Annotated in this window: 20 protein-coding genes; 9 read left to right on the top strand and 11 right to left on the bottom strand. The window is 53.7% G+C overall.

Annotation, left to right across the window (positions count from 1 at the left end; all coding sequences use genetic code 11):
- Positions 1-11 precede the first annotated feature (11 nt).
- The 4 genes from J6J34_RS07945 to J6J34_RS07960 form a co-directional block, all read right to left on the bottom strand.
- Positions 12-479: a DUF4440 domain-containing protein gene (locus J6J34_RS07945; protein WP_301898834.1), complete on the bottom strand. Its 468-nt coding sequence runs from the start codon at positions 477-479 to the stop codon at positions 12-14.
- 25 nt (positions 480-504) lie between these two features.
- Positions 505-1,098, bottom strand: coding sequence for an LOG family protein (locus J6J34_RS07950; RefSeq protein ID WP_301898835.1), 594 nt, complete (start codon positions 1,096-1,098; stop codon positions 505-507).
- A 13-nt stretch (positions 1,099-1,111) separates the two neighbouring features.
- Complete coding sequence (locus J6J34_RS07955; protein WP_301898836.1) at positions 1,112-2,479, bottom strand: M24 family metallopeptidase; 1,368 nt, start codon at positions 2,477-2,479, stop codon at positions 1,112-1,114.
- Positions 2,480-2,592: 113 nt separating this feature from the next.
- Positions 2,593-3,930 carry a DASH family cryptochrome gene (locus J6J34_RS07960; RefSeq protein WP_301898837.1) on the bottom strand — a complete coding sequence of 446 codons (1,338 nt, stop codon included), beginning with the start codon at positions 3,928-3,930 and terminating at the stop codon, positions 2,593-2,595.
- A gap of 120 nt (positions 3,931-4,050) precedes the next feature.
- Here J6J34_RS07960 and J6J34_RS07965 point away from each other — a divergent pair, with 120 nt between their 5' ends.
- A complete protein-coding gene (locus J6J34_RS07965; protein WP_301721283.1) occupies positions 4,051-5,304 on the top strand; it encodes an APC family permease in 1,254 nt (417 codons plus the stop codon).
- A gap of 65 nt (positions 5,305-5,369) precedes the next feature.
- Positions 5,370-8,042, top strand: coding sequence for an EAL domain-containing protein (locus J6J34_RS07970; protein WP_301721281.1), 2,673 nt, complete (start codon positions 5,370-5,372; stop codon positions 8,040-8,042).
- Positions 8,043-8,086: 44 nt separating this feature from the next.
- Here J6J34_RS07970 and J6J34_RS07975 read toward each other — a convergent pair whose 3' ends face one another.
- Both J6J34_RS07975 and J6J34_RS07980 read right to left on the bottom strand, forming a co-directional pair.
- The gene (locus J6J34_RS07975; RefSeq protein ID WP_301898838.1) at positions 8,087-10,219 is read right to left on the bottom strand and encodes a TonB-dependent receptor family protein; all 2,133 of its coding nucleotides are present in this window, start codon (positions 10,217-10,219) and stop codon (positions 8,087-8,089) included.
- Between the two features lie 114 nt (positions 10,220-10,333).
- Positions 10,334-11,623 carry an anti-phage deoxyguanosine triphosphatase gene (locus J6J34_RS07980; protein ID WP_301898839.1) on the bottom strand — a complete coding sequence of 430 codons (1,290 nt, stop codon included), beginning with the start codon at positions 11,621-11,623 and terminating at the stop codon, positions 10,334-10,336.
- 86 nt (positions 11,624-11,709) lie between these two features.
- On the opposite strand from J6J34_RS07980, the gene J6J34_RS07985 reads away from it, so the two are divergent.
- Positions 11,710-12,948 carry a permease gene (locus J6J34_RS07985; protein WP_301898840.1) on the top strand — a complete coding sequence of 413 codons (1,239 nt, stop codon included), beginning with the start codon at positions 11,710-11,712 and terminating at the stop codon, positions 12,946-12,948.
- Here J6J34_RS07985 and J6J34_RS07990 read toward each other — a convergent pair.
- The 3 genes from J6J34_RS07990 to J6J34_RS08000 are packed head-to-tail and all read right to left on the bottom strand — an operon-like array spanning position 12,945 to position 15,440.
- Complete coding sequence (locus J6J34_RS07990; RefSeq protein ID WP_301898841.1) at positions 12,945-13,595, bottom strand: class I SAM-dependent methyltransferase; 651 nt, start codon at positions 13,593-13,595, stop codon at positions 12,945-12,947. The genes J6J34_RS07985 and J6J34_RS07990 overlap by 4 nt on opposite strands.
- Positions 13,596-13,597: 2 nt before the next feature.
- Positions 13,598-14,899, bottom strand: coding sequence for a sensor domain-containing diguanylate cyclase (locus J6J34_RS07995; RefSeq protein WP_301721275.1), 1,302 nt, complete (start codon positions 14,897-14,899; stop codon positions 13,598-13,600).
- A 55-nt stretch (positions 14,900-14,954) separates the two neighbouring features.
- The gene (locus J6J34_RS08000; protein ID WP_301721274.1) at positions 14,955-15,440 is read right to left on the bottom strand and encodes a YajQ family cyclic di-GMP-binding protein; all 486 of its coding nucleotides are present in this window, start codon (positions 15,438-15,440) and stop codon (positions 14,955-14,957) included.
- 232 nt (positions 15,441-15,672) lie between these two features.
- Between J6J34_RS08000 and J6J34_RS08005 the strand changes: the two genes are divergently transcribed.
- From J6J34_RS08005 to J6J34_RS08020, 4 genes are all read left to right on the top strand, one after another.
- The gene (locus tag J6J34_RS08005; protein WP_301721273.1) at positions 15,673-16,572 is read left to right on the top strand and encodes an alpha/beta fold hydrolase; all 900 of its coding nucleotides are present in this window, start codon (positions 15,673-15,675) and stop codon (positions 16,570-16,572) included.
- Positions 16,569-17,654, top strand: a complete 1,086-nt coding sequence (locus J6J34_RS08010; RefSeq protein WP_301898842.1) for a homoserine dehydrogenase family protein — start codon at positions 16,569-16,571, stop codon at positions 17,652-17,654. Before J6J34_RS08005 ends, J6J34_RS08010 begins: the two co-directional genes overlap by 4 nt.
- Positions 17,655-17,729: 75 nt before the next feature.
- The gene (locus J6J34_RS08015; RefSeq protein WP_301721270.1) at positions 17,730-19,013 is read left to right on the top strand and encodes an O-acetylhomoserine aminocarboxypropyltransferase/cysteine synthase family protein; all 1,284 of its coding nucleotides are present in this window, start codon (positions 17,730-17,732) and stop codon (positions 19,011-19,013) included.
- Between the two features lie 120 nt (positions 19,014-19,133).
- Positions 19,134-20,117, top strand: a complete 984-nt coding sequence (locus J6J34_RS08020; RefSeq protein ID WP_301721268.1) for an alpha/beta hydrolase — start codon at positions 19,134-19,136, stop codon at positions 20,115-20,117.
- 10 nt (positions 20,118-20,127) lie between these two features.
- Here J6J34_RS08020 and J6J34_RS08025 read toward each other — a convergent pair whose 3' ends face one another.
- Both J6J34_RS08025 and J6J34_RS08030 read right to left on the bottom strand, forming a co-directional pair.
- Positions 20,128-21,762, bottom strand: coding sequence for a M48 family metallopeptidase (locus J6J34_RS08025; protein ID WP_301721267.1), 1,635 nt, complete (start codon positions 21,760-21,762; stop codon positions 20,128-20,130).
- A gap of 32 nt (positions 21,763-21,794) precedes the next feature.
- Positions 21,795-22,388 carry a LemA family protein gene (locus J6J34_RS08030; RefSeq protein ID WP_301721266.1) on the bottom strand — a complete coding sequence of 198 codons (594 nt, stop codon included), beginning with the start codon at positions 22,386-22,388 and terminating at the stop codon, positions 21,795-21,797.
- Between the two features lie 93 nt (positions 22,389-22,481).
- Between J6J34_RS08030 and gmk the strand changes: the two genes are divergently transcribed.
- Together gmk and rpoZ are read left to right on the top strand one after the other, a co-directional pair.
- Positions 22,482-23,129, top strand: a complete 648-nt coding sequence (gene gmk, locus J6J34_RS08035; protein ID WP_301721265.1) for a guanylate kinase — start codon at positions 22,482-22,484, stop codon at positions 23,127-23,129.
- 59 nt (positions 23,130-23,188) lie between these two features.
- Entirely contained in the window at positions 23,189-23,464 is a 276-nt protein-coding gene (gene rpoZ, locus J6J34_RS08040; protein ID WP_301721262.1) for a DNA-directed RNA polymerase subunit omega, read from the top strand.

Below are 23,464 nucleotides of genomic sequence, written 5' to 3' on the forward strand. Positions count from 1 at the left end.
TTGGCCCCGCGTTAAGGTTGTGTGGCTGGCGCGGCGCGGGTGGCATGCCAGTTGACCGCTTGCCAGCCGTCACGCCGGGGCACCAAAACCCCACTGTTTAAAAAGGTCTCGCGAGACTGATCCAGCACCTGAGTGGAAACCAGTGTGAAGTTGACAATCACAGCTGTGCCAAAGGATTTCAGTTCAATATTTTCAGCCGTGTACCAAGCGGTGACTTCACCATCGCTAAGCGCTTCACTGCCCATCAGGCCTTGCATCAATTCGGCTTTACCAAAGCGTGTACCGTTGGAGCTGGTATAGGTCAGTTCTGGCGCCCAGAATTTATCATGGGCCTGCGCATCGTTGATCGATGCCCCATAGAGAAAAGCCTCAATGGCTGCGGTCACCTGTTGCGCCTCACTCGCACTGATAGGACGTGCTTCCTGAGCGCTGACCACGCTGCTTAGTAACAGGACAAAGGTAAGAAAAAGAGTACGCATAAGTGTTCCATCATGGTTGTTAAAATTAAGTCTCTGCGGCGGTTATCCATTTCGGCTGCTGCGGTGCTTCGTGCGCTTCCATCAACTCGAGCAGGGTCACCGGGTCGTCGTGGCTGAGCAAAAGATGACGGTGCTCGTCACGAATGAAGCCCTGAGAAACCGCCCCCTCAAGAAAGTTGAGTAGGCTTTCATAGTAGCCGTCAACGTTAAGGACTGCACAACTTTTTTGGTGAAAGCCAAGCTGCGCCCAGGTCAGCATCTCAAAAAGTTCTTCGAGAGTTCCCATGCCGCCGGGCATAGCGATAAAGCCGTCAGCTAACTCTGCCATTTTGGCTTTGCGGGCATGCATTGAAGGCACCACATGCAACTCGGTCAGCCCCTCATGAGCCAACTCTTTATCGACCAGAGCTTGCGGGATCACCCCGATGACGTGGCCGCCCTGTGCGAGCACGCGATCCGCAAGAATTCCCATTAAGCCGACGCTGGAACCACCGTAAACCAAAGTGATACCGGCGTTGGCCAGAGTATCCGCAAGCTGCACGGCGGCGTCCTGATAAACCGGACTAAAACCTGCATTGGCACCGCAGTACACACAAATCGTCGTTAATTTTTCAGACATGAGCCCGCTCCAGTTAACGTATGACATGCCATTGGGTCTGGCGACCGGCAAGGTAAGTGACCGCAGTGCCGTCGAAGAAGGCACTTTGCTCAAGCATGATTTGCACGTTTTGTCCGTCCCACATTTGCAGAGGAACCTTAACGTTACCCTCAATGGCGTAAGCCGTATTGGCATAGATCGGCCAGTCGCCACGAATCGGAGTAGGCCCTTGGTTGTCCCACATGCCAATAGTTGACCCTGGCGCGTGACCGTAAAAACCCAACGGATGGGTGTAGGTGCTGGACATCAGGCTTGCTTCAGTGCTTTTTAGCAGGGTCTGTTCAAGTACTTCGTTGCCGCTGCGGCCGGTCTTGAAGGCAGCGGTCAGGTGATCCTGCCATAAGTTCCCGCGGGCCATGGCGTCCTGCAGTTCCTGTGGTACCTCGCTGGTGCCAAAGGGGAGCACGTAGGCCAGCTCCTGGGTGTCGGTACAGAGTTTCAGGTAGCAAATACCGACATCGGTGTGGATGACATCGCCCCGTTGAATGGTGTGCCCGGCCTGACCGCAGAAGGCTTGTTCGTCGGTACAGCCATTCCCGGCGCGTTGCAGAGTGACATAAGGCATAAACCAGATCGGCAGTTGCAACTCGGCAAAACGGTCACGAATAAACCAGGCAACATCTTCGGTGGTGGTCACGCCTGGAGTGATGACTTTATTGCTGAAAGCTTCGGCGATGACCCCGCGGGCGAGCGCGACAACTTGCGGATAGACGGCAACTTCCTGTGGCGTGCGGGTTTCCACCCAGCGTACCACCAGCTCTTCAGCCGAGACCAGACGCTGCTGCAGGTCAGCGGATAATACCTCACGTAAACGCTCTTGCAAGCCGTGGGTCAGGCCGTCTGCCACCGGCCAGTCGCGGGAGACATTAATGCCGATACGCTGCGGGTTGCGCTCGGCAATCAAATCCGCCAGCGCTTGCCATTGTTGGTCGAGATCGCCGCCAGACCAAACGGATTCGTAGGGTTCGCCCAATGGGTAGCGGTTGACCGACAGACGCTCAACGGTACCGTCGGCGTTACGATGAAACACCAGCATGGTCGTGCGGCGGGCAGCAAAGGTGGGCTGCGGCACTAAGGTGTAATACACCGGGTCTTCAGCATACTCGCGATTGATGACCAGCCACATATCGATGTCAGTTTCTGCCATAAGTTGGGGCAACAGCGTCTGCATACGTTCGTTGAGCATGGCATTTTCGGGGGCGATACGGGCTTTGTGACTGAGCACTGAAAACTCTTCGGCGCTTTCAATGACGCGCCCTTGCTTAAACTCTGCTGCTGTTGCCAACGGGTTGGTCGCAATAACAAATGTCATGGCGACAACAGTTTTTAGAATTGAATGCATAGACGCTTCCCCGGCCTTTAATGGACGAATAGTAGTTTGCTCGTCCTCGATAGTAGCCAGCTTTATCAGGTCAGCGCAACGAACAATTGTTGTGCATGCGTTGATCGGCGCGGTTACTTCGGTGGGTGAATTGGCCAGTCGGCGGCATCAACCCAGTCGAGCGTTGCTTCAACCCTGCCGTGCCAGCGCGCAATGAAGTCGCCATTGGGGTCGTATTGGCGGGTTTGCTTGTCCAAATCAAAGCGGCGATGGCCACGTGGGTCTGCGCCCACCCCTGCCAGGTATTGCCAGTTACCCCAGTTGGAGCTGACATCATAGTCGATCAGCTGCTGCTCAAAAAACGCCGCGCCGTAACGCCAGTCCAGTTGCAGCTCATGCACAAAGCAGCTTGCCACTAGTTGTCTGCCCCTATTGGAGAGATAGCCCGTAGCGTTGAGCTGATTCATGCAGGCATTGACGATGGGGAATGGCGTGGTGCCACTGCACCACTGTTGCCAGCGGCCCGCATAAAAACTGGTTTGCGGGCGCTGCTCTTTGATGCCATGAAAGGTAAAAAGAGAGCGCCCGTGGCGATGTCCATACCAGTGGAAGTATTCGCGCCACATCAGTTCAAAGAAGATCCAGTAGGTACTTTCATTAGCGCCCTGTTGCTGTTCATAATTGAGCAGTTGCTGGTGCAGGCGCCTGACTGAGAGTGAGCCATCGGCAAGCCAGGCGGAAAATTTAGTGGAAGCAGACCAGCTATCGAGTGCATTGCGGGTTTCTTTATAGGTGCTGGCGGCGCCACTGGCAAAGTAAGCTTGCACGTGTTCATACGCGGCATGACTACCGCCGACAAATTGCGGGTGTTGTGGTGCTGTGACGACTGGTAAAGGTTGTCGCGGGACAGCGAGCAGACCCGCCGGTGGTGGCGGCAACTGTCGCGGGGACGAGAGCGGTGCAGGGATGGCGTCCCGAAGATCGTTTTGTTCCAGTTGCCGGCGGAACTTCGAGAAAGAATCCGGTAAGTCAGCCAGTGTAAACGGCAGTTGCTGCTGTTCCCAGAGGCTCTGACTGCAGACCGCGTGATGCTGCAAAAGTGGATAACGGCGCTTGAGAAGCTCCGCGTAGGTCCGCTCGTAAACACCGGGGTGCTCAGCGTAATAAAGGGCATCAACATTGTGTGCGGTGATGAGCTCGGCAATAGCATGTAAAGGAGATTGCGGAAGCACCAGCAATTGCTGGCCAAGCTGTTGAAGCAGCGCATCTAAGTTGGTCAGGCTCTCCCAGATAAAGCGCCACCTGCGCTCGCCAATACTGCGCAAGCCGTACCGGTTGGCATCAAACCATTTGGGATTGGCACAATACAGAACAATCAGCTGCTGACACTCTGCAGCTGCTTTGCAAAGCAGTGGGTTATCATCGGTTCGTAATTCATTTTGTAGCCAGACGATGCCAACGCGGTGTTTCATAGAGAACGTCTTCATTATGAGTTTCAACTGTGTACGTTAAACTTAGCAAAGCAGATCGATGACACCAATGGTGTGCGTGGGTACACTGGGCTAACAGTAGCAAGTTTTTGGGACAGAACCATGAGTGACGCGCGACTAATACGCACGACCGGCCTACCGGGCGCAATTGTTTTGGGGTTGGGATCCATTGTTGGTACCGGAGCCTTTGTGAGTTTGGGATTCGGCTACGGCCTTGCCGGCGACGGTTTGCTGATCGCTATTTTACTGGCCGCCTTTGTCGCCTTATGCAACGGATTGTCGAGCGCGCAGTTGGCTGCCGTGCATCCGGTAAGTGGCGGTACCTATGAGTATGGCTATAAATTTCTGAATCATGATTTAGGCTTTAGTGCCGGTTGGCTCTTTGTCTGCGCAAAAAGTGCGTCTGCGGCAGCGGCGGCTCTGGCCAGTGCCTGGTTGCTGAACCATTATCTTGGCTGGTCTGAAGGTGCAGTCATCGCCTTGGCGGTCGGATTACTGGCAGCGATTACCGCATTGGTACTTGCCGGCTTACGGCGCTCCAATCAAGTCAATGCGCTGATGGTTTTACTAGCCATCGCAAGTTTGTTGGTGTTTGTGGTCTGGTCAGCTCAGCAGCCACAAGAGGCGATGTCGATGCCTGTAACTGGAGGCGGTAATAGCAGCTGGCGTGACCTGTTGGCTGCCGCAGCATTGCTATTTGTTGCCTACACTGGTTATGGACGTATCGCCACCATGGGTGAAGAAGTACAGCAGCCACGGCGCACGATTCCGCGGGCGATCATCGCCACCATGATCGTGGTCACGCTGCTCTACGGAGCGGTCGGCTGGGCCATCGTTCATCTGGCTCCGGCAGGTATTGGCGAAGATTTCATTTTAACCCAGCTGATACCCGCAGGTCAGGTCCACAATGTGGTCTTTGCCGGCGCCATCATTGCTATGTTGGGGGTCACCTTGAATTTGGTGCTGGGTGTTTCACGAGTGATTCTGGCCATGGCGCGGCGCAATGATCTGCCGTTACGCTGGGCAAAGTTAAATGTCGGCAATACCTCGGCACCGGCGGCGACCCTGGTGACCGCCGCCATTATGATGGTGATTGCGCTGTTCGGCGGCATCAAGCTAGCATGGACATTTAGCGCGTTTACCGTACTTATCTACTACAGTATCACTAACCTTGCCGCACTTAAGGTAGCACCAGAGCAGCGATTTATTGCCCGGTTTTGGTCAGTACTAGGACTCATTGGCTGTGTAAGCCTGGCGCTGATGGTGGAGTTAACTCTCATTGGCGTGGGCGTGGCTCTTTTGCTGGTTGGACTAATCTGGCATCGTTATCGTTACCAAAAGCTGCTTGAAAGGTGAACAATCTTTAGCAATACTCAGCAATTGGGTAGGAACTACCCTTTCCCAAACCTAAAGGAAGGCCTGTGACCATAGGACAACTCGAATGGCAGCATCAATTCCTTGTGTATGGTCTGCTCCTGGCAATTGTTTGCATTGCGATTGGCTGGTGGATAGGTCATCGCGAGCGTGTCCGCTTGACACGGTTGGTCAATGCCAAATTCCGGACGCTCGCCTCCTTAGCGCAAAATAAGCCGCTCAACGAAAAGCTCACTGATATCTGTGCGTTGATTGAAGACCAGATTGGCAATGCCATGTGCTCGGTGATGCTGGTTGATTCTAATAAAGGGGTTTTGAACGCCGCGACTGCGTTGAGCCTGCCAGACGAGTTTACGCAGGCGTTACAAGGCTTACCCATTGCTGATGGTGTAGGTTCGTGCGGGACCGCAGCGTATCGTAGAATTCCGGTGGTGGTAGAGGATATGACCCGGGATGCCCGCTTTGATGCTTTTAAAGATCTGATTGAGACTCATAATCTACGCGCCTGCTGGTCCTATCCGGTCATGTCGCCCACAAATAAGAATGTGATTGGCACCTTTGCGGTGTACTTCAATAAAGCGCGCAAACCCTGTCTACGTGAGTTAGATCTCATTCAACGTAGTCGCGATTTGGTGGCCTTGGTGATTGACCAGCACAACGACCGCGTTCAGCGTGAGCGTAGCGAGCAACACAACCGCTCGCTGTTCAGCTATAACCCGGAAACGGTGTTCACCCTCGACCGTGACGGGAACTTTATGAGTTTAAACCGGGCTGGCTCCGACTTAATTGGCTACGACGAACTCGAAGTACTGGGTCAGCACTACGAACTTGTGGTACCTGAGTACGAGCGGGCCAAGACACGGACGCATTTTGAGGTGGCGTTGTCAGGTAAGCCGCAACGCTATGAAATTAAAATATTCGATCGTAAGGGTGCAATGCACCACCTGGATATCACCAACATGCCGATCATCATTAACGGTGAGATCACCGGCGTGCATGGTATTGCCAAAGATGTCACTGCGGCAAAACGGAATGAGTCGCAGCTGGCGCTGCTAGAGCGTAGTGTCGAGTCCAGTACCAATGGTCTGATTATCAGTGATGCCAACACGTCTGGTTACCCCATCATTTATGTGAATCCGGCATTTAAAGAGATCACTGGATATCATGACGACACAAAAATCATCGGACGCAGTTGCAACTTTTTACAGGGCGAGGGGACAGATCCTGCGGCGGTGCAAAAGATTCGGGAAGGCTTGAACCGACGCGAAGAAGTTCGGGTGACCATTCTTAACTATCGCAAAGATGGCACGCCCTTCTGGAACGATCTCATTATATCCCCAGTGCGGGATAGCGGCGAAAAAGTCACTCACTTTATTGGTTTGTTAAGTGATATCACCGAGCGTGTCACCCGTCAGGAAGAGCTTGAATACCTTGCCAAACATGATGTGCTCACGCACCTGCCAAACCGCAATGCTCTGGAAGAATGTCTGGCTAAATGTCTGGCCCAGGACGGTGATGGAGATCCGTGCGAGGTCGCCGTGCTGTTTATTGATCTGGATGGCTTTAAACCTATTAATGACAGTCTCGGCCACGCCGTTGGCGACCGCATCCTGGTGGAGACTGCTGAACGGCTGAAGGCGCAGATGGCGCCAGAGGACCTACTCGCCCGCTTTGGTGGTGATGAGTTTGTCGCTGTTGTCACCAGTACCCGCGACCGCGATGCAGTGAGTGGCTTAGCGATGAAATTACTCAATCAGTTCCATCAGCCTTACCGGTTTGATGAACTGGAGGTATCGCTTTCGGCAACTATTGGTATCGCTGATAACAGCGCGGTATTTAATCACCCGCTTGAATTGATTCAGCGCGCGGATGTGGCGATGTACGAAGCCAAGCGCCGCGGCGGTAGTTCGTACCATTGGTATAGCACTGATCTGGATGCCGGGATGCAACATCAGATTGAACTACGTACGCAGTTGCAGGAAGCCATCCAGGCGGAACAGTTTGAACTCTTTTATCAGCCTATCGTTGACCAACACGGCCAGCCACGTGCCGTGGAGGCATTGATTCGCTGGCGGCATCCGGAAAAGGGCTATATCTCACCTGGTGAGTTTATTCCATTGGCGGAGGCTACGGGGCAAATTATTGCGATTGCCGACTGGGTGTTCCGGCAAGCCTGTCACGACACTAAGGCACTATTAGGTGCAGGCCTTGAAACTGTCAGTGTGAATTTTTCACCACTGCAGTTTTATCGGGATGACTTTATCCAGGACGTCAAAGACGTGATGACAGAATTTGGCATTGAGCGCGATCAACTAGTGGTCGAGATCACCGAGAATGTATTTATGCGCGATAGCCATAACATGATTGCCCTGCTGCATAAATTACGCGATCTGGGACTGGGGCTTTCCATCGACGATTTTGGAACCGGTTTTGCCAGTCTAAGTTATTTGAACCAATTGCCGGTGGATGGCTTAAAGATCGACCAGTCGTTTATTCATAATGTTGATAGCACCAAGCGTAACTCTGCAATTACCCGTGGCGTACTGGCGATTGCCAGTGAACTTGATATTCGCACGGTAGCTGAGGGGGTAGAGACTGAGGCTGAGCGGGATTACGTGGTCGCGCATGGCTGTAAATTAATGCAAGGTTACCTGTTCTGTCATCCGAAACCTTTAGCCGAGGTCTTGCAGTGGATAGAAAAACAGCAAGTGCACGTTTAGTCGCACTTGCTGTTTATAGCCGATGGCTGACTTAACCTGATCGTTTAGAAACGATAGTCAAAACCGACCGATACGGTTTGCGGTTTGTTCGGACGGGCGCCATATGGCAAACGTGAGATAATCACTTGCTCGTCAAACAGGTTCTCAACTTTCAGGAACACGGTGGTCTGTTCAGACAGCGGATAACGGCTTACCCAGTCTACCGTCAGCAACGAATCAGTAAGTAGCATGGGGTCGTTTTCACGCTTACAGCCCACACTGATGCAAGTTTCATCCATGTACTTAACAATCAGATGGTTGTCCCAGCCGTTGTCGTTCAGAAGGCCTAAGCGCGCGCTGAAAATATGCTCCGGAATGTCGGCTAAAGTATCACCATCCTGAACGCCGGTTACCGGATTATCTTCACTGATTTCGGCACTGGTGTAGGTATAGTTGAAGCTCGCCGGGATGGTCCATTGACCTTGTTTCCAGGTTTGTCCTAACTGTACTTCAAGACCTTGTACCAAAGCTTCACCCGTGACGAAGCTGCCAGACGTTGCGCCGTTACTGCAAGGGCTTGCCACGGAGCAGCTTTCCGCTTGGTTATTAAAGTCGCTGCGGAACACAATGGCTTCAGCAAAGAAGCTGGCCTCATTGTAACGCGCACCGAATTCAAAGTTGCTGCTGGTTTCTGGTTCGTCAGTTTGCTTGGCGCCACCGCCTAAAGGAGCAAAGCCACGGTGCACACCGGCCAACACTTGTACGTTGTCATTCAGGTCATAAGTAAATGAAACGCCCGGCAGCCATTCCTGAGTATCACTGCTGCGGAAACTTGGCGTATCGCTGCGGTCCGTGTTGGCGAATTGCTTACGATAGGTATCAACATCTTCGTAGCGCAAGGTTGCCTGCACTTTGAAGTCCGCCGTCGCTTGCCAGGTGTCTGCAAGCCAGAACGCATTGGCGTCAGCACCTTCAAGGCGGTTATTGCTGCCCGTGGGTTGCACCGTCTGCTGGTAAACCAGACTGCCGTTGACCTGGTCATAAATCTCAACCGGCTGGAAACGATCCATGCTGTCAGTGTGGTCACGTGCGCCAAACTCAATATCGTGGTCACCCACCAGAGCATTGAGGCGCAGTTCAAGACCATAAGACTCATACGCACGGTTGTTGTGTTTGTAGTCCAGCCCCGCGTAATCCTGCTCACCATGTAAAACAGCGATTGCATCTGCGTCGCCAGCGTTGGCTGCCTCAATCAGACTGCTAGGGCTGCCTTTAAACCAATCGCGCTTGTACTCATTGCGATAAGCAATGGCGGTCAGGTTCAGGTTTTCCGTGAGCGTGGCATCATAGGTCAGGGTAAAGCCTGAATGCTGATTGTCCATCTGGTCGATGGCGGTTAAACCGTAACGACGATTAGGGGTGGCGGCGAAGTCTGCATCGGTCAGTCCAGCATATGTTTCGTTGGAAACCTGCTCTGAGTATTGCATTTTCGCCGTCAGGCTCTGGTTTACACCCGACCAGCGCAGTTTGATCAGGTAGTCTTCGATGTCGTGACCAGCATCGCGGTTGCTACGGTCAATGGTTTTAAAGCCATCTGAATCGCGCTGAACGGTGTCAATCAGCCAGCCGAAAGCACCTGAAGTGCCGCCATAGTAGGCATGGATATCACGGCTGTTGTTTTCACCCATACGCAGGGTGATCTGGCCTTGTGGCTGCTGTGGAATTGGTGTGGTCAGTAAGTTGATGACACCACCGGTCGTTTGCGGGCCGTAGCGTAACAAAGGCGCGCCTTTCAGTACTTCGATGCTATGCATCCGATAGGCTTCAGGGAAATAATACGCTGCTGGGTTCGAATAAGGAGCTGGCGCAATCATGACGCCATCTTCGAGCAAAGTCACTTTGCTCGAGCGACCGCCTGCTGCCGCGCGAATACCAATGTTTGGACGTAAGCCCTGGCCATCTTCTTCGCGGATATAGACACCCGGAACGGTTTTCAGAAGCTGATTAATGTCGGCATTGACTTCCACATTCAGCTGTTCAGGCGTGACGACAGCACCGGATCCGGCGACAGTTTTGGCATCTTCAGCGGAACCGATGATTTTAATGACCTCGGTAGCATCCGGTGTCTCTGTTGCTGCCAGACTTGCTGGAGTGGTGAGAGCTAACGCCAGCGCGCTGGCGATCATGGAATAACGCATATTTCCCCCAAAAGTTATTATTAAGAACAATTTGCGGGGCAGTATAAATAAAAACTATTCGCATTTGCAATAGCAAATGCGAGTTATTCCCATTTAGGTAGAGTGTAGCCAGCTTTAAATGACGAAAAGGTTACGGTACATGCGCTCTGCGTAGTCATCTGTCATGCCGGCGATGTAATCGCAAAGTATGCGATCGGCAGCCGACTGTCCCTGTTTACTATAGGCTGCTTGCCAGCGGGCACGCGTATTGTGGGGTAGCAATCGCATAGGTTCCGTATGAAATGCAGTGAACAGGTTTAACAGCATGTTTTGACTGCGGTAGCGCAGTTGCTGAATGGCGGGCTGATTAATGACGTGTTCAAAGACAACCGCTTTCAAACTGTCTAACAAATACCTTTCAGCCTCAGGCAGGCAGGCGTTGAAACGTACCAGCGGCTCTTCGGCATCAGCGAGGACTTCGGTGATATGCACCTTGGTCACAAAAATATTTACCAGCGCGCCAATGGCGTCTTTACGGACACTGTGTTCATTCGAAAACAGCTGACGACCGAGTTGCTGCATCAGGTTGGCGAGCTCGGGATTGAGGTTCGCCACAACTTCATCAAGATGGGTATGCCACTGACTTTCGGATAAGGTTCCGGTGACCACGGCATCTTCAAGGTCGTGCACACCGTAGGCAATATCATCGGCAAGCTCCATCAGTGATGCGTCAAGGCTCTTATGCTTAGACTTCTGCCATGGGCTTTGCGCCAGGGTGTCAAGGGCCTGGAACTGTTCACGGTCGGTGTCGGAGAGAGGCTCCAGCACCCAGTCCAGCAGATCACTGTCACAGGCAAACAGAGCTTTCGCCGGTCGCCACTGAGCAAGGCTGCCCGGTGGCTCGGAGCTTGCTGGAACGGGCAGCTCTGGCATCAGCACGGGGTATTTGAGTAAGCCAAGTAAGGTTCGGCGGGTCAGATCCATGCCATGATCGGGATGGTAAGCCTCAAGTTTACCGACAATACGAAAGGTCTGGCCGTTGCCTTCGAAGCCGCCCGAGGGCAGCATCTTAAAGTTCAGTGCGGTTTCGCCACCATGACCAAACGGCGGGTGACCGATATCATGGGCAAGGCACAAGGTCTCCATAAGGTTTAAGTCAGGCAACATCGCCACTTCAGACTCAGAGCCAACATGGCTTAGCTGGTTAATCAGCGAGGCACCGATTTGCGCGGCTTCCAGGGAGTGGGTTAAGCGCGTGCGGTAAAAATCGTTCTCACCCACGTTCATGATCTGAGTTTTTGACTGCAGCCGGCGAAAAGCCGCGGAGTGGAGCACGCGGGCCCGGTCACGTTGCCATGGGGTACGGCGATCGCCAGGGCGCTGAGTCGAAGGGCCTGAGCGGCGTGCTTGCCAGTGTGCAGTCATAGTCTGTCCTTTCCTGATTGAGCGGGTGAATCGAACCGCTTTAGTATGCTATGTTTGAGACCAGATACCAACTAGGGAGCTGCAATATGGGAGATTTTGTGCAGGGGTGGGAAGATGCTGCCACCACGAGCCTCGGCTTTTTCTGGATGGCGTTGTGGGCATTCGTGCTGGGCTATTTTCTCAGCAGCATCATCCAGGTTCTCATCACCCGGCGGCAAATGCGTGCGGTTATGGGCAACGATGGTGCAAAGTCGCTGGCCCTTGGCACCTTCTTTGGCTTTATCTCCAGCTCCTGTAGCTTCGCAGCACTGGCCACCACCCGGGCGCTTTTTAACAAAGGTGCCGCCTTCACAGCTTCCATGGCGTTCTTACTGGCGTCCACCAATCTGGTGATTGAGCTGGGTTTTGTCATTGCGGTTTTTCTCAGCTGGCAATTCGTCCTGGGCGAATACCTCGGCGGCGTTCTATTAATTCTTTCAGCCTGGGCCTTTGTTAAACTCACACGCCCGACACAACTCATTAAGCAAGCCCGGGATGGCGATGCCGAGGATGGCGATGACAAAGGCTATGACCTGCGGCATTGGGCTGACCTAGGCGATCCAGAGCTCTGGCAGATGGTGTCAAAGCGCTTCGTAATGGAATGGCAGATGGTCTGGAAAGATGTCCTGATCGGGTTCACCGTCGCCGGCTTGATTTCCTCATTTGTACCCTCTGAGTTCTTCGCCTGGCTGTTTCAGGGCGCAGGTGCGAGCGGGGGCGATTTAAGTTTTTGGCAAGTACTGCAGCAAACCGTGATTGGCCCTGTTGCCGCATTTTTCACTTTTATTGGCTCCATGGGGAATATTCCGCTGGCGGCGGTACTTTTTGGCGAAGGAGTGGCCTTTGCCGGCGTCATGGCCTTTATATTCTCAGATTTAGTGGTATTGCCGGTACTGCGCATTAATGCCCAGTACTATGGCTGGAAAATGGCGCTCTACATCACCGCTATGCTGTTCACCTGTTTAGTGGTGACCTCTTTGCTCATGCATTACGGCTTATTCGCTTTTGACTTGCTACCCAGCAATGAGGGAGTGCGTGCCATCAGTGAACGCGATCACTTTCAGTTGAATTACGGCTTTGTGCTGAATTGTATCGCCTTGGGACTCTCAGTGGTTTTGGTGTACTTTTTTCGCCGTAAGCAACGCCAACAGCAACAACACGAGCATCATGATCACGACCATTCGCACGACCATGGCAGTAGCTCCTGGACCGAGCGTCTGATGCTCACGCTGTCATTTGCGGCAATACTCTGGCTGGTCGGCGGAGCTTTACTGGCAATGACTTAAGCGGGCTTGCGCAGCAGTACCACGTCCTGCTGGTCGTACTCGATTTCAAGTTGCCAGTGCGCTGCCAGCCAGCGGAAGCTGTCGGCGTGAAAGAAGCTGATATGGGTGGGGTCATTGCGATACGACCAACCTTTGAACTGCTCAAGGTTGTGCCAACGCTTGGTCATCAGTGCTAACAAGCCGCCTGGCCGTAAACATGCGCTGAGTTGCGCCAGAATGACTGCCGGCTCGGCGAGATGCTCAATGACTTCGGTACAGGTAATGAAATCGTAGGTTTTGCGCAGACGTTCCGGATAGGGTGCATAGTAGATATCATAGGTGGTGCAAGGGAAGCCGGCGCTGTTTAGCATTGACGCCAGCGCCGGGCCGGGGCCACAGCCGAAATCCAGACCCTTGGCGCCAGGCTGCAGACGCGGTTGCAGCGGCGTCAGGCAGCGCGCCAGGAACCGTCGGTAGCCTGGATCATCGGGGTCGTTTTCGTGTAGGTCATAAATCGCTTTTTCTTCGCTGGGGCTCAGCCGTTGGGCTGGCGCGACCTGAATTAATTGGCAGCTGCGGCAACGCCAGAATTCGCGTCCGCTTAATAAACCACGACGTTGACAGTAAAACAATTCATGTTGCGCCGCGCCGCAAAGTCCGCACTCCACGTTTAGTTCTCGCTCGCTTTACCATCTTCGCACTCTGCAATGCGCACCCGGTCCCGTCCGTCAGTTTTCGCCTGATACATCGCACGATCCGCGCAGCGCAGGATATCGCCGGATTGCTCAGCATGGGCGGGGTAAATGGCGATGCCCAGACTTGCAGTAATTTGCAACTTTAGCTTCTCGATGGCAAAGGGTTTGGCCAGCTCTTCACGAATGCGTTCGGCAATGCTCGTCGCAACCTGGTGAGCTATCTCAACAGTGGGCAGGTCATTGGCGAGTACGAGAAACTCATCGCCGCCGGTACGACAGGCGACGTCAGTGTCGCGCAGACAGGATTTGATACGCCGGGCGACATGAATGAGCAGTTGGTCGCCAACACTATGCCCATAGGTATCGTTGACAGGCTTAAAGTAGTCCAAATCAACGAATAATACTGCAAGCGAGCGGTTTTGCTGGCTCGACAGCGCTAAGCTGCGCTCGAACAGTTCATAAAAGTAGGCCCGGTTGGGCAGGTTCGTCAGCATATCATGGCGCGCCATGCGGGCAATCTTTTCCCGTTGCCGGCGCTGTTCGGTGATTTCACGGGCAATGCCCAGCAAATGAGGTTGCTGGCAACTGTTGTCCTGAATACAGGAAGCGCGGCAAGTGTACCAGCGCCAGGCACCGTTAGCGTGGCGTACACGGAACTCGATGTCCTTGACCTCCTCAGCACCACTGATCACGGCCTGGATATAGGCATTGCAGGCGGGAATATCATCGTCATGGACGATTTCTTCGAAGGACTGGTTGATGGATTCGTCTATCGCGTAGCCGAGCTTGTCCTGCCAGTTGGGTGATAAGTAGCCCAGGATGCCGTTGGCGTCGACGGTAAAAATAATATCGTTGGCCTGCTCGACTAAGGTGCGAAAGCGTTGCTCGCTGGCGATAAGTTCACTCTCCAGGCGACGCCGCTCGCTATCTTCGACTAGATAGCCGGTCCAGACCAGAGTGCCATCCGCCAACTGTTCGCCGTGATTGAACGCGTTCAGCCAGAGCTCATTATTGCCTGGACGAAGCAGGCGAAAGTGATAATGCCAGTCAATGCCGCGCTCGGCCGATGAAATCCCGGCCTCAGTCACATCGCGGTAGTCGTCAGGGTGGATGGCGCTGAGCAGATCGGAGGCGTCCTGCAGTAGCTGTTGGTGCGAAAACCCCAGCAGCGATTCAACCCATGGGCTGATATAGGCAAAGTGGCACTGCCCCGCCGGGTTACGCATCAGCTGATAGGTGACGCCTGGCATTTTCTCAAGAAGACTGTTTACGTCCATTCTCAACTCACTGCTGCGGGGCTCTACTAATATTCTATTAGCACTCTATTAAGTATTAGTCGCGAAAGTTCTCAAATTGCAAGGGTAACTCAATATCGGATTCGCGTAACACCGCCATTGCTTGTTGCAAATCATCTCTCTTTTTACCTGTGACACGAACTTTATCGCCCTGAATCGCGGCCTGAACTTTTAGCTTACTCTCCTTCAGCAGTTTGACGATCTTTTTTGCCAGCGGCTGTTCAATACCTTGCTTAAACGTCACTGTGGTACTGAATGTTTTGCCGCTATGAGTCAGTTCTTCCGGTGATTCTGTGCCTGCCAGACTAAGGTTTCGTTTGGCGCAATGGTTGGCAAAAATGTCATGCAGTTGCTGGACCTGAAAGTCAGACTCTGAAGCCAAAGTCACGGTCGTCTCTTTTAAGTCGATGTGCGCATCGACACCGCGAAAGTCAAAGCGTGAGCTTAACTCCCGGTTGGCATTATCGACAGCATTTCTCAGTTCCACAGTATCGACTTCAGATACAATATCAAAGGAGGGCATAGGTTCACCTATCTCGCTAATTTGCTTGATGATTTGTTTTATTATCGTGAATAACCCCGGATACCACAAGCAATTGGACAAATAAACAACATTAAAAGGCCTTTGTCTGATGAGTTTGTGGCGCCTGTGGTGGGTATGGGTATCTAGACGTCTATATTGACAAGATGCCAGAGCCCCAGTAGAGTCGCAAGCAACACTGACCTATTGATTCAACTTACGAGATTCCCCCCAGATGAGCTATAAACAGGTCGACCATCTAATCTCCACCCCGCAGGGACAACTGGCTGTGCGGCAACAAGGTACTGAGGGCGCGCCGAACATACTTGTCCTTGGCGGCATTTCCGGGGGGCGTGAAGTCTACACGCAATCCGGCGAGGGTTGGTGGCAGGGGCTGTTTCGCGATACCGATCTGCTGCGTTATAACGTTTGGAGTCTCGATTACCTTGGCGGTATGGGCGCAAGCTCCTGCGCTGTTACTCCCGGCAGTGTTGAATTACAGGCGCAAGCGGTAGAGGAAGCTCTGCTGCAGCTTGGCGTGAAGCATTTGCATGCCCTCATCGGTGGTTCCTACGGTGGCTGTGTTGGCATGGCTCTGGTGGCTGCCGGTAAGCTTTCGGTAGCGCGGCTGGCGGTGTTGGGCGCCGCGCATAGAGCGACCGCGCAGGCGGTGATGTTGCGCAGCCTGCAACGGGACTTTATCGAACTCGCTGAACAAGCCGGCGATGCTGAACGTGGCGTGGTTTTAGCGCGTGCGCTGGCCATGGTCAGCTACCGAGGTACCACCGGTCTTGATGCCCGCTTTAGCGATGCAGCAGGCGCCATCGACTTTATGCATCAACGCGCACAGCGCCTGGTGCAACGTGATCCCTGGCAGGCCCGCCGTTTGTTCACCGAGTTTGGCCCTGCGCTTGATGCCTTTCGGGTTGCCCCGCAACGTGTGCAGGTACCGACATTCCTACTGGGATTCAAAGACGACCTGCTGGTTCCACCGCATGTGCTGAATGAACTACAAGGGTTACTGCCCCGGTGCTGGGCTTATGATGAGGTCGCTACGGCTCATGGTCACGATGGCTTTATTTTAAATACCGCGGTGTTCGGGCCGCGGCTACAAGAATTCCTGGAGGATGTATGAGTCGGGCAGAGATCGCGCTTGGAGTGATTGGGGTTGGCACTATAGGCAGCTCTTGGCTTGATCAGTTCGCTGGTCAGCTAAGCCTGGCCTCGCATGCGCAGGTTACGGCAATTTTTCGCAGTTCCTGCTGGCTCGATGCTCCCCGCGGAGTGAACCTGGATAGCTGGCGGGAGCAGCTTGCGAACAGCAGCGAGGCCGGGTCAGCGGCAGACGTGCAGACGTGGTTACAGCGCTGCCGCGAGCGTGAGCAACAACCCGTGCTTATCGATCTGACGGCGTCAAAACAGGTCAGCCGCAGTTACCCGGCCTGGGTGGCGGCGGGCGCGCACGTGATTTGTGCCAATAAATACGCAGGCTCCAGTGACCTGAGCTGGTACCGTGACTTCAGACGGGTACTCGATCAGTACCAACGGCACTGGCTTTACAACACCACGGTTGGGGCCGGCCTGCCGATTTTAAGTGCGCTGCAGGAACGCTGCCTGTGTGGCGACAAAGTACTGCGCATTGAGGGCAACCTTTCCGGTTCCTTGTCCTGGATTTTTCAGCAGTTCCGCGCCGGTGAAAGTCTCTCAGACTGGTTGACGAAAGCGCAGGAAGAGGGGCTGACCGAGCCTGATCCACGGCTTGATCTCGGCGGGATGGATGTTGCACGGAAACTGGTTATCCTCGCCCGTGAGGTGGGCTGGCCGCTGCAGCTGAAAGATTTGTCGATTCATAACCTGGTACCGCCCGAGCTGCGCGAGTGCACGACGCAAGAATTTGTCGGTCAAGGCGAGGCCTTCGATAAGTCGTTTGAAAGCTGGCGTCAGCATGAGTGCCCTGAGGCTAAGCAGTGGGTGTATCTGGGTTATATCTGCCAGGATGACGACGGTCACTACCATGGCGGTACGGAGCTAGTGCCGATCGAAAGCACCTCGGTTTATGCAAACTTACCCGGAGGCAATGCCAACTTTACCGTGCGGACACAGCAATACGATGCCAACCCCCTGGTGATACAAGGACCCGGTGCCGGGCCTGAAGTCACTGCAGCTGGTGTCCATAGTGATGTTTTGCAATTAATTGCAAGGTTAAAAAAACATTAGCCTCAGGGCTTGCAGCTTAGGTAATTTTGGTTAATATGGACGTCTAAACGTATAAACATCCATGCTGAGGCTATTATGACACACACCTATCGCGCTGCGACCCTTGCAATCCACCACGGCTATGAAACCGATCCCACCACCAAGTCGGTTGCCACCCCCATCTACCAGACGGCGGCCTTTGCCTTTGATGATGCCCAGCATGGCGCTGATTTATTTGATTTGGCGGTACCGGGGAATATTTACAGTCGCATCATGAACCCGACCAATGACGTCCTCGAGCAGCGGGTGGCGGCGCTGGAAGGTGGCATTGCCGGGCTTGCTGTAGCTTCCGGGATGGCCGCCATCCAGTACGCTTTAATCACGCTGGCGAGCAATGGCGATAACATTGTGACGACGCCGCAGCTTTATGGCGGGACCTATACGTTATTTGCTCATATGTTGCCGTCGCTGGGCATTGATGTGCGCTTCGCCAAATCCGCTGCTACCGCAGATATTGAAGCCTGTGTCGACGCTAACACCAAAGCAATTTATTGCGAAACCATCGGTAATCCGGCGGGAACCGTTGCTGATCTTGAAGCCTATGCTGAGCTTGCCGAGCGCAAGGGGGTGCCCCTGGTGGTCGATAATACCGTGGCATCACCCTCGCTTTGTAAGCCTATCGACTGGGGTGCCCATATCGTGGTGCATTCACTGACCAAATACATCGGCGGGCACGGCACCACCATCGGCGGATTGATTGTCGACAGTGGCAAGTTTAACTGGCCGAACTATGCCGACAAGTTTCCGCAGTTCGCCCAGCCTGAGCCGGCGTATCATGGCATTGTTTATAACGAGACCTTCGCCGAGGCAGCTTTCATTGCCCGTGCACGCACCGTCGCACTACGCAATACCGGTGCTGCTTTATCGCCCTTTAATGCTTTTCTTATTTTGCAGGGGCTGGAGACACTCGAGTTACGGATGGAGAGGCATTGCCAGAATACCTTGCGCGTACTGCACTTTTTGCAACATCATCCGGACGTCGCCTGGGTGAACTACGCCGGGCTTGAGAACCACGCTGATTACGCGTTGGCCCAGAAGTACATCCGTGGCGGCTTACCGGCGTCATTGCTGACCTTTGGTCTGAAAGGCGGCTACGAGGCGGGCGTCACGTTTTACGATAAACTGGAGCTGTTTAAGCGCCTGGTCAATATCGGCGATGCCAAGTCGCTGGCCTGCCATCCGGCCTCCACCACCCATCGGCAACTGAGTACTGAGGAGCAGGCGCAAGTTGGGGTCCGCCCCGAGGCGATTCGGCTGTGTGTGGGTATTGAACATCCCGATGACATTATCGCCGACCTGGAGCAAGCACTCGCAGTTTAAGGAAAGGATGCAGCAAGCACCAGCTGAGGCGGACGAGCTCTGAAAGCAGTAGCCCTGAAAACCGACTTTCGCTATAGTGTCGCCTCATTTTTCTACGGTAACGAAGAGTAGAGGCGGAGCATGAAGCGAACGAGTCTTCTGGGCCTGGTTTTGGCTTGCAGTGCGCTTTTGACAGGGTGTGCGAACTATATTGAGTACGAACTTTCCAAGCGTCCGCAGGGAACCAACTGGAACGCTGAGTCCGAAGCAGGTATGCGCACCCTGCAACTCAACAAGCGCGAGTTCTGTCTGCCCTATTTAGGCGGTTGCACGGGGTATTACTTTGGTAAGCCCTATCATTTACTGGACAGCGAAAAGTTCCAGCGTCTGACGCTTGATGCTGAACTCGAGGTGAACGATAAGCTTGACCATTCGCGGTTGGATCTGAGCCGCGACGCGACACCGCCAAAGTCCGGAACCGTGGTGTTACTGCACGGCTATGGTGGCGATAAGTCGACCATGGGGTATCTGGCCGCCTACTATATGTTTTTGGGCTACCACGTCATTGTTCCGGATTTGCTTGGCCACGGCGATTCCAGCGCGGACCAGGTAGGGTTCGGCGTACATGACGCACCACTGATTAATGCCCTGATTGATAGCTTGCCGCAACGGGAAGCGCCGCGACCGTTGTACCTGGCAGGGGTGTCGATGGGAGCCGTTGCTGCTACTCAGGTGACCCGAGCACGGGATGACGTTCGTGGTTTGATGCTGTTTGCGCCGATGCGGCCAATGGATCAGGCGACCACCGCTATGATTGAACTGCTGTATCCCAATCTGAGCAAGCTGATGCCCGCCGACTCAATTCGCGAGGGGGTGGTGCAAGCCATGCGCAGGCAGGATATTGCGGTGGCTGCCACAGATTTGATGCAATTGCTTCCGAAGATCACCGTACCGACCTTGATTGTGGCCAGCGATAAAGACAGTATCGCTCCGTATGAGCACTATCTGCCACTGGAGTCTGACCAGGTGACGCTGATCATGGCACCCGGTCGGCATCACATGAGCTTAGGGGTGATGGACAACGAGCGCCACGCGCATATCAATGCCTGGTTGAATGCCCGCTAATACTGCCAGTTTATTGCAGCATTTCATCGGGCAACGGCACTTCAATACAGGCACAAAGGATCGCCAGCAACTGCCGCTCAGCTGGCGAGATAACATCGTCAGCGCGCACGGTTGTCAGCCAGTTGTCGATAAGCGTTTGTTTGGCTTTGGGCGACCAGCCACGGCAAGTGTTCAGAGCCAGGCATAACGCCTGACGGTCAACCTTTTGGCCGGCGTCGGTGCGCTGCAGGGCTTCCACCGTAACCTGCAGCGCCTGATCATTATCCAGCGTTTCTTTAAACCGGGCTTTGGGTAAGAGCTGACGGGCAAGCAATTGGTACAAGCCCCAGTGAAACAGGTCCTGACTGTTGGCCATGGTCTCTAAATCTTTTAACAGGTTCAGCCGATCCGCTTCACTGGCCTGGCGTAGTGCCGGTACAGCGACTTCAACCAGCGCCAGTTGCTGTGCAGGAGCGAGATCCTTCAGAGCTTTATTGGGCTCGTCCAGCAATTGACTCAGCACGATATCGTGCACCAGTTTGGGCGCCTGCCTGGGGCTATGAGCTTGTTCCATCAGCACCGAAGGCAAGGCCAGCAGTGCCAGCTTGTTAAGCGCTGAGGGTTTCGGCTGCGCCTTAACATGATCTTTCTCGGAGCGGCTGCGTGCGGTGCGGGGTTCGGGGTAGTGGCCGTTCCAATGCGGCTCAATGCGCTTGATGCGTTTGGCCAGCGGTGGGTGCGTGGCCATCATTCCAAACCAGTGACTTAAGGCCTCGCCGAAAAACAGGTGCGCCGCTTCATCCGCATTTTTATGCTGCACCCGGCTGCCATGCTCCCGCGCACCTATTTGCTTCAATGCACCGGACAGGCCTTCCGGATTTCGGGTGAACTGCACGGCGGCGGCATCAGCAAGAAACTCACGCTGGCGACTCACTGCCGACTTAATAAGATTGCCAAATAAAATACCGATACCACCAAGAATGATTAACCCCAGGCCGAACAGTGGCAGCGCATTTTTATTATTGCGGCCGCGGCTGGCATGACCCGAGTACAACAGAATACGCCCCAGATGGGCGACCGCCAGAATGCCGGCCAGTGCTGCAATTAAACGGATGTTCAGGCGCATATCACCGTTTAGAATATGGCTGAACTCGTGCGCAACCACGCCTTGCAGTTGCTCCCGTGAGAAACTGTCAATGGCGCCCCGGGTGAGTCCAATCACCGCATCGCGGCTGTCATAACCTGCCGCGAAGGCATTGATGGAGCTTTCATTGGGGAGAATATAAACCGCAGGAACGGGCATGTTAGCGGCGATGGCCATTTCTTCCACTACGTTCATTACCCGCCGTTCGACGGCGTCCTGGGTGTCCGGGCTTACCAGTGTGCCGCCCAGATGTTCGGCAACAACCTTGCCACCTGCTTTTAATTGTAACCATTTGAACAGCATCACCAGCAGAATACCGCCACCGACGATGGTGCTGACCCAGATAAAAGGTTCCCAGCTGAGTTGATAATCACCCTGGCCATTGGTCCCCACTGCGCCAATCACAAAGGCGGCGACCAAGGTCACCGCGGCAATGATAAGGGCAAAGGCGAGGAAGAACAGAATGACCAGCAGGCCGGTGTTACGTCGTGCCTGCTGCTGATGTTCAAAAAAGTTAACCATAGTGCCGCCGTGTTAGTTAAAACTGAACGTGTTTAAAACTGAACTTTCGGCGCAGCCTGAATCTCTGCGCTGTCAGCAAACTCCAACAAGGTCGCATCTTTGCCATGACCGAAGAAACTGGCAAAGACCACTGGTGGGAACGACTGGCGATAGGTGTTATAGCTCATCACCGCATCGTTAAATGCCTGACGGGCAAAAGCAACGCGGTTTTCAGTGGTGGTGAGCTCCTCTGAAACCTGCATCATGTTCTCATTGGCTTTCAGCTCCGGGTAGGCTTCCATGACCACGTTAAGCCGGCCCAGTGCGCTACCGAGCGCAGTCTCTGCGCCACCCAATTCTTGCATTGCGGCGGTATTACGCGGGTCCTGTGCGGCTTTCGGTAGTGCTGCAGCGGCTTGATTGCGAGCCTGAGTCACAGCCTCCAGGGTTTCCCGTTCATGGCTAAGATAGGCTTTTGCGGTCTCAACCAGGTTAGGAATCAGGTCGTAACGACGTTTCAGTTGCACTTCAATTTGCGCAAAAGCATTTTCGAATTGATTCTTTAAGCGCACTAACTTGTTGTAGATACTGATCAGGTACACAAACAAAGCAATGGCAATAATGATGATGATCCAACTGGTACTCATGGACACTTTCCTCGTTGTTAAGATGTCGCACCTAAAGGTGCAACATGCTATGCTTTGCCGTCAATCGCAAGTGAAGAATGTGACCACGCTATCATGACCACAACATCAGCCGCTGCTGACGGAAATTTATTTATTGTTGCCGCACCTAGTGGTGCTGGTAAATCCAGTTTAATTCGTGCATTGCTTGAGCGCCATAATGACGGCAGCATGCAGGTCTCGGTTTCGTGTACTACGCGTGCACCTCGCCCTGGAGAAATTGACGGTGAGCATTATCACTTTCTTGATGTTGCCACGTTTCAGCGCAAGATCGAAGCAAATGCGTTCTATGAATGGGCAAAAGTTTTCGATAACTACTACGGCACCTCGCGGCAGGTCATAGAAGATACTTTGAAAAAAGGTATCGATGTGTTTTTGGACATCGATTGGCAAGGCGCCCGACAAGTTCGGGAGGCGTATCCGCAAGCCCAGTCGATATTTATTGTGCCGCCAAGTCTGGATGCCCTCGAGCAGCGACTGCGCAGCCGCGGTCAGGACAGCGACGAAGTTATCCGTGGCAGGATGGCCAAAGCCCAGGCAGAAATGTCGCATTATCATGAGTTTGACTATCTGCTGGTCAACGACGATTTTGCCGATACCCTGGCTAATTTTGAACATATCGTGCTGGCGCGACGTCACCGAATGGCGTTGCAGCAAACACGGCATGCGACTAAACTTAAAGATCTCTTGGCGAATGACGGCTAAATCCGTATAATTCGTGACCCATTTTGCATTTGCAATCTACTTATTGAGTTGGAGAAACTATGGCGCGCGTAACTGTAGAAGAAGCTGTTGATCGTATTGGCAACCGATTTGACCTGGTATTGGTCGCATCGCGTCGCGCTCGTCAACTGGCGATCCAAGGCAAAGACGCCTTGGTGCCGTGGAAGAACAGCGAAAAAGCAACCGTTATAGCGTTGCGGGAAATCGAAGAAGGCTTGATCGATGCTGCCCGTCTGGATGTTGAAGAGCGTTCACAAATGATGCAGCAAGAGTCAGCAGAACAAGCTGAATTTGAAGCGATTCGTAGTTCTGAGTAA

The organism is Pseudidiomarina terrestris, from assembly GCF_030466405.1.
Lineage (GTDB): Bacteria > Pseudomonadota > Gammaproteobacteria > Enterobacterales > Alteromonadaceae > Pseudidiomarina > Pseudidiomarina terrestris.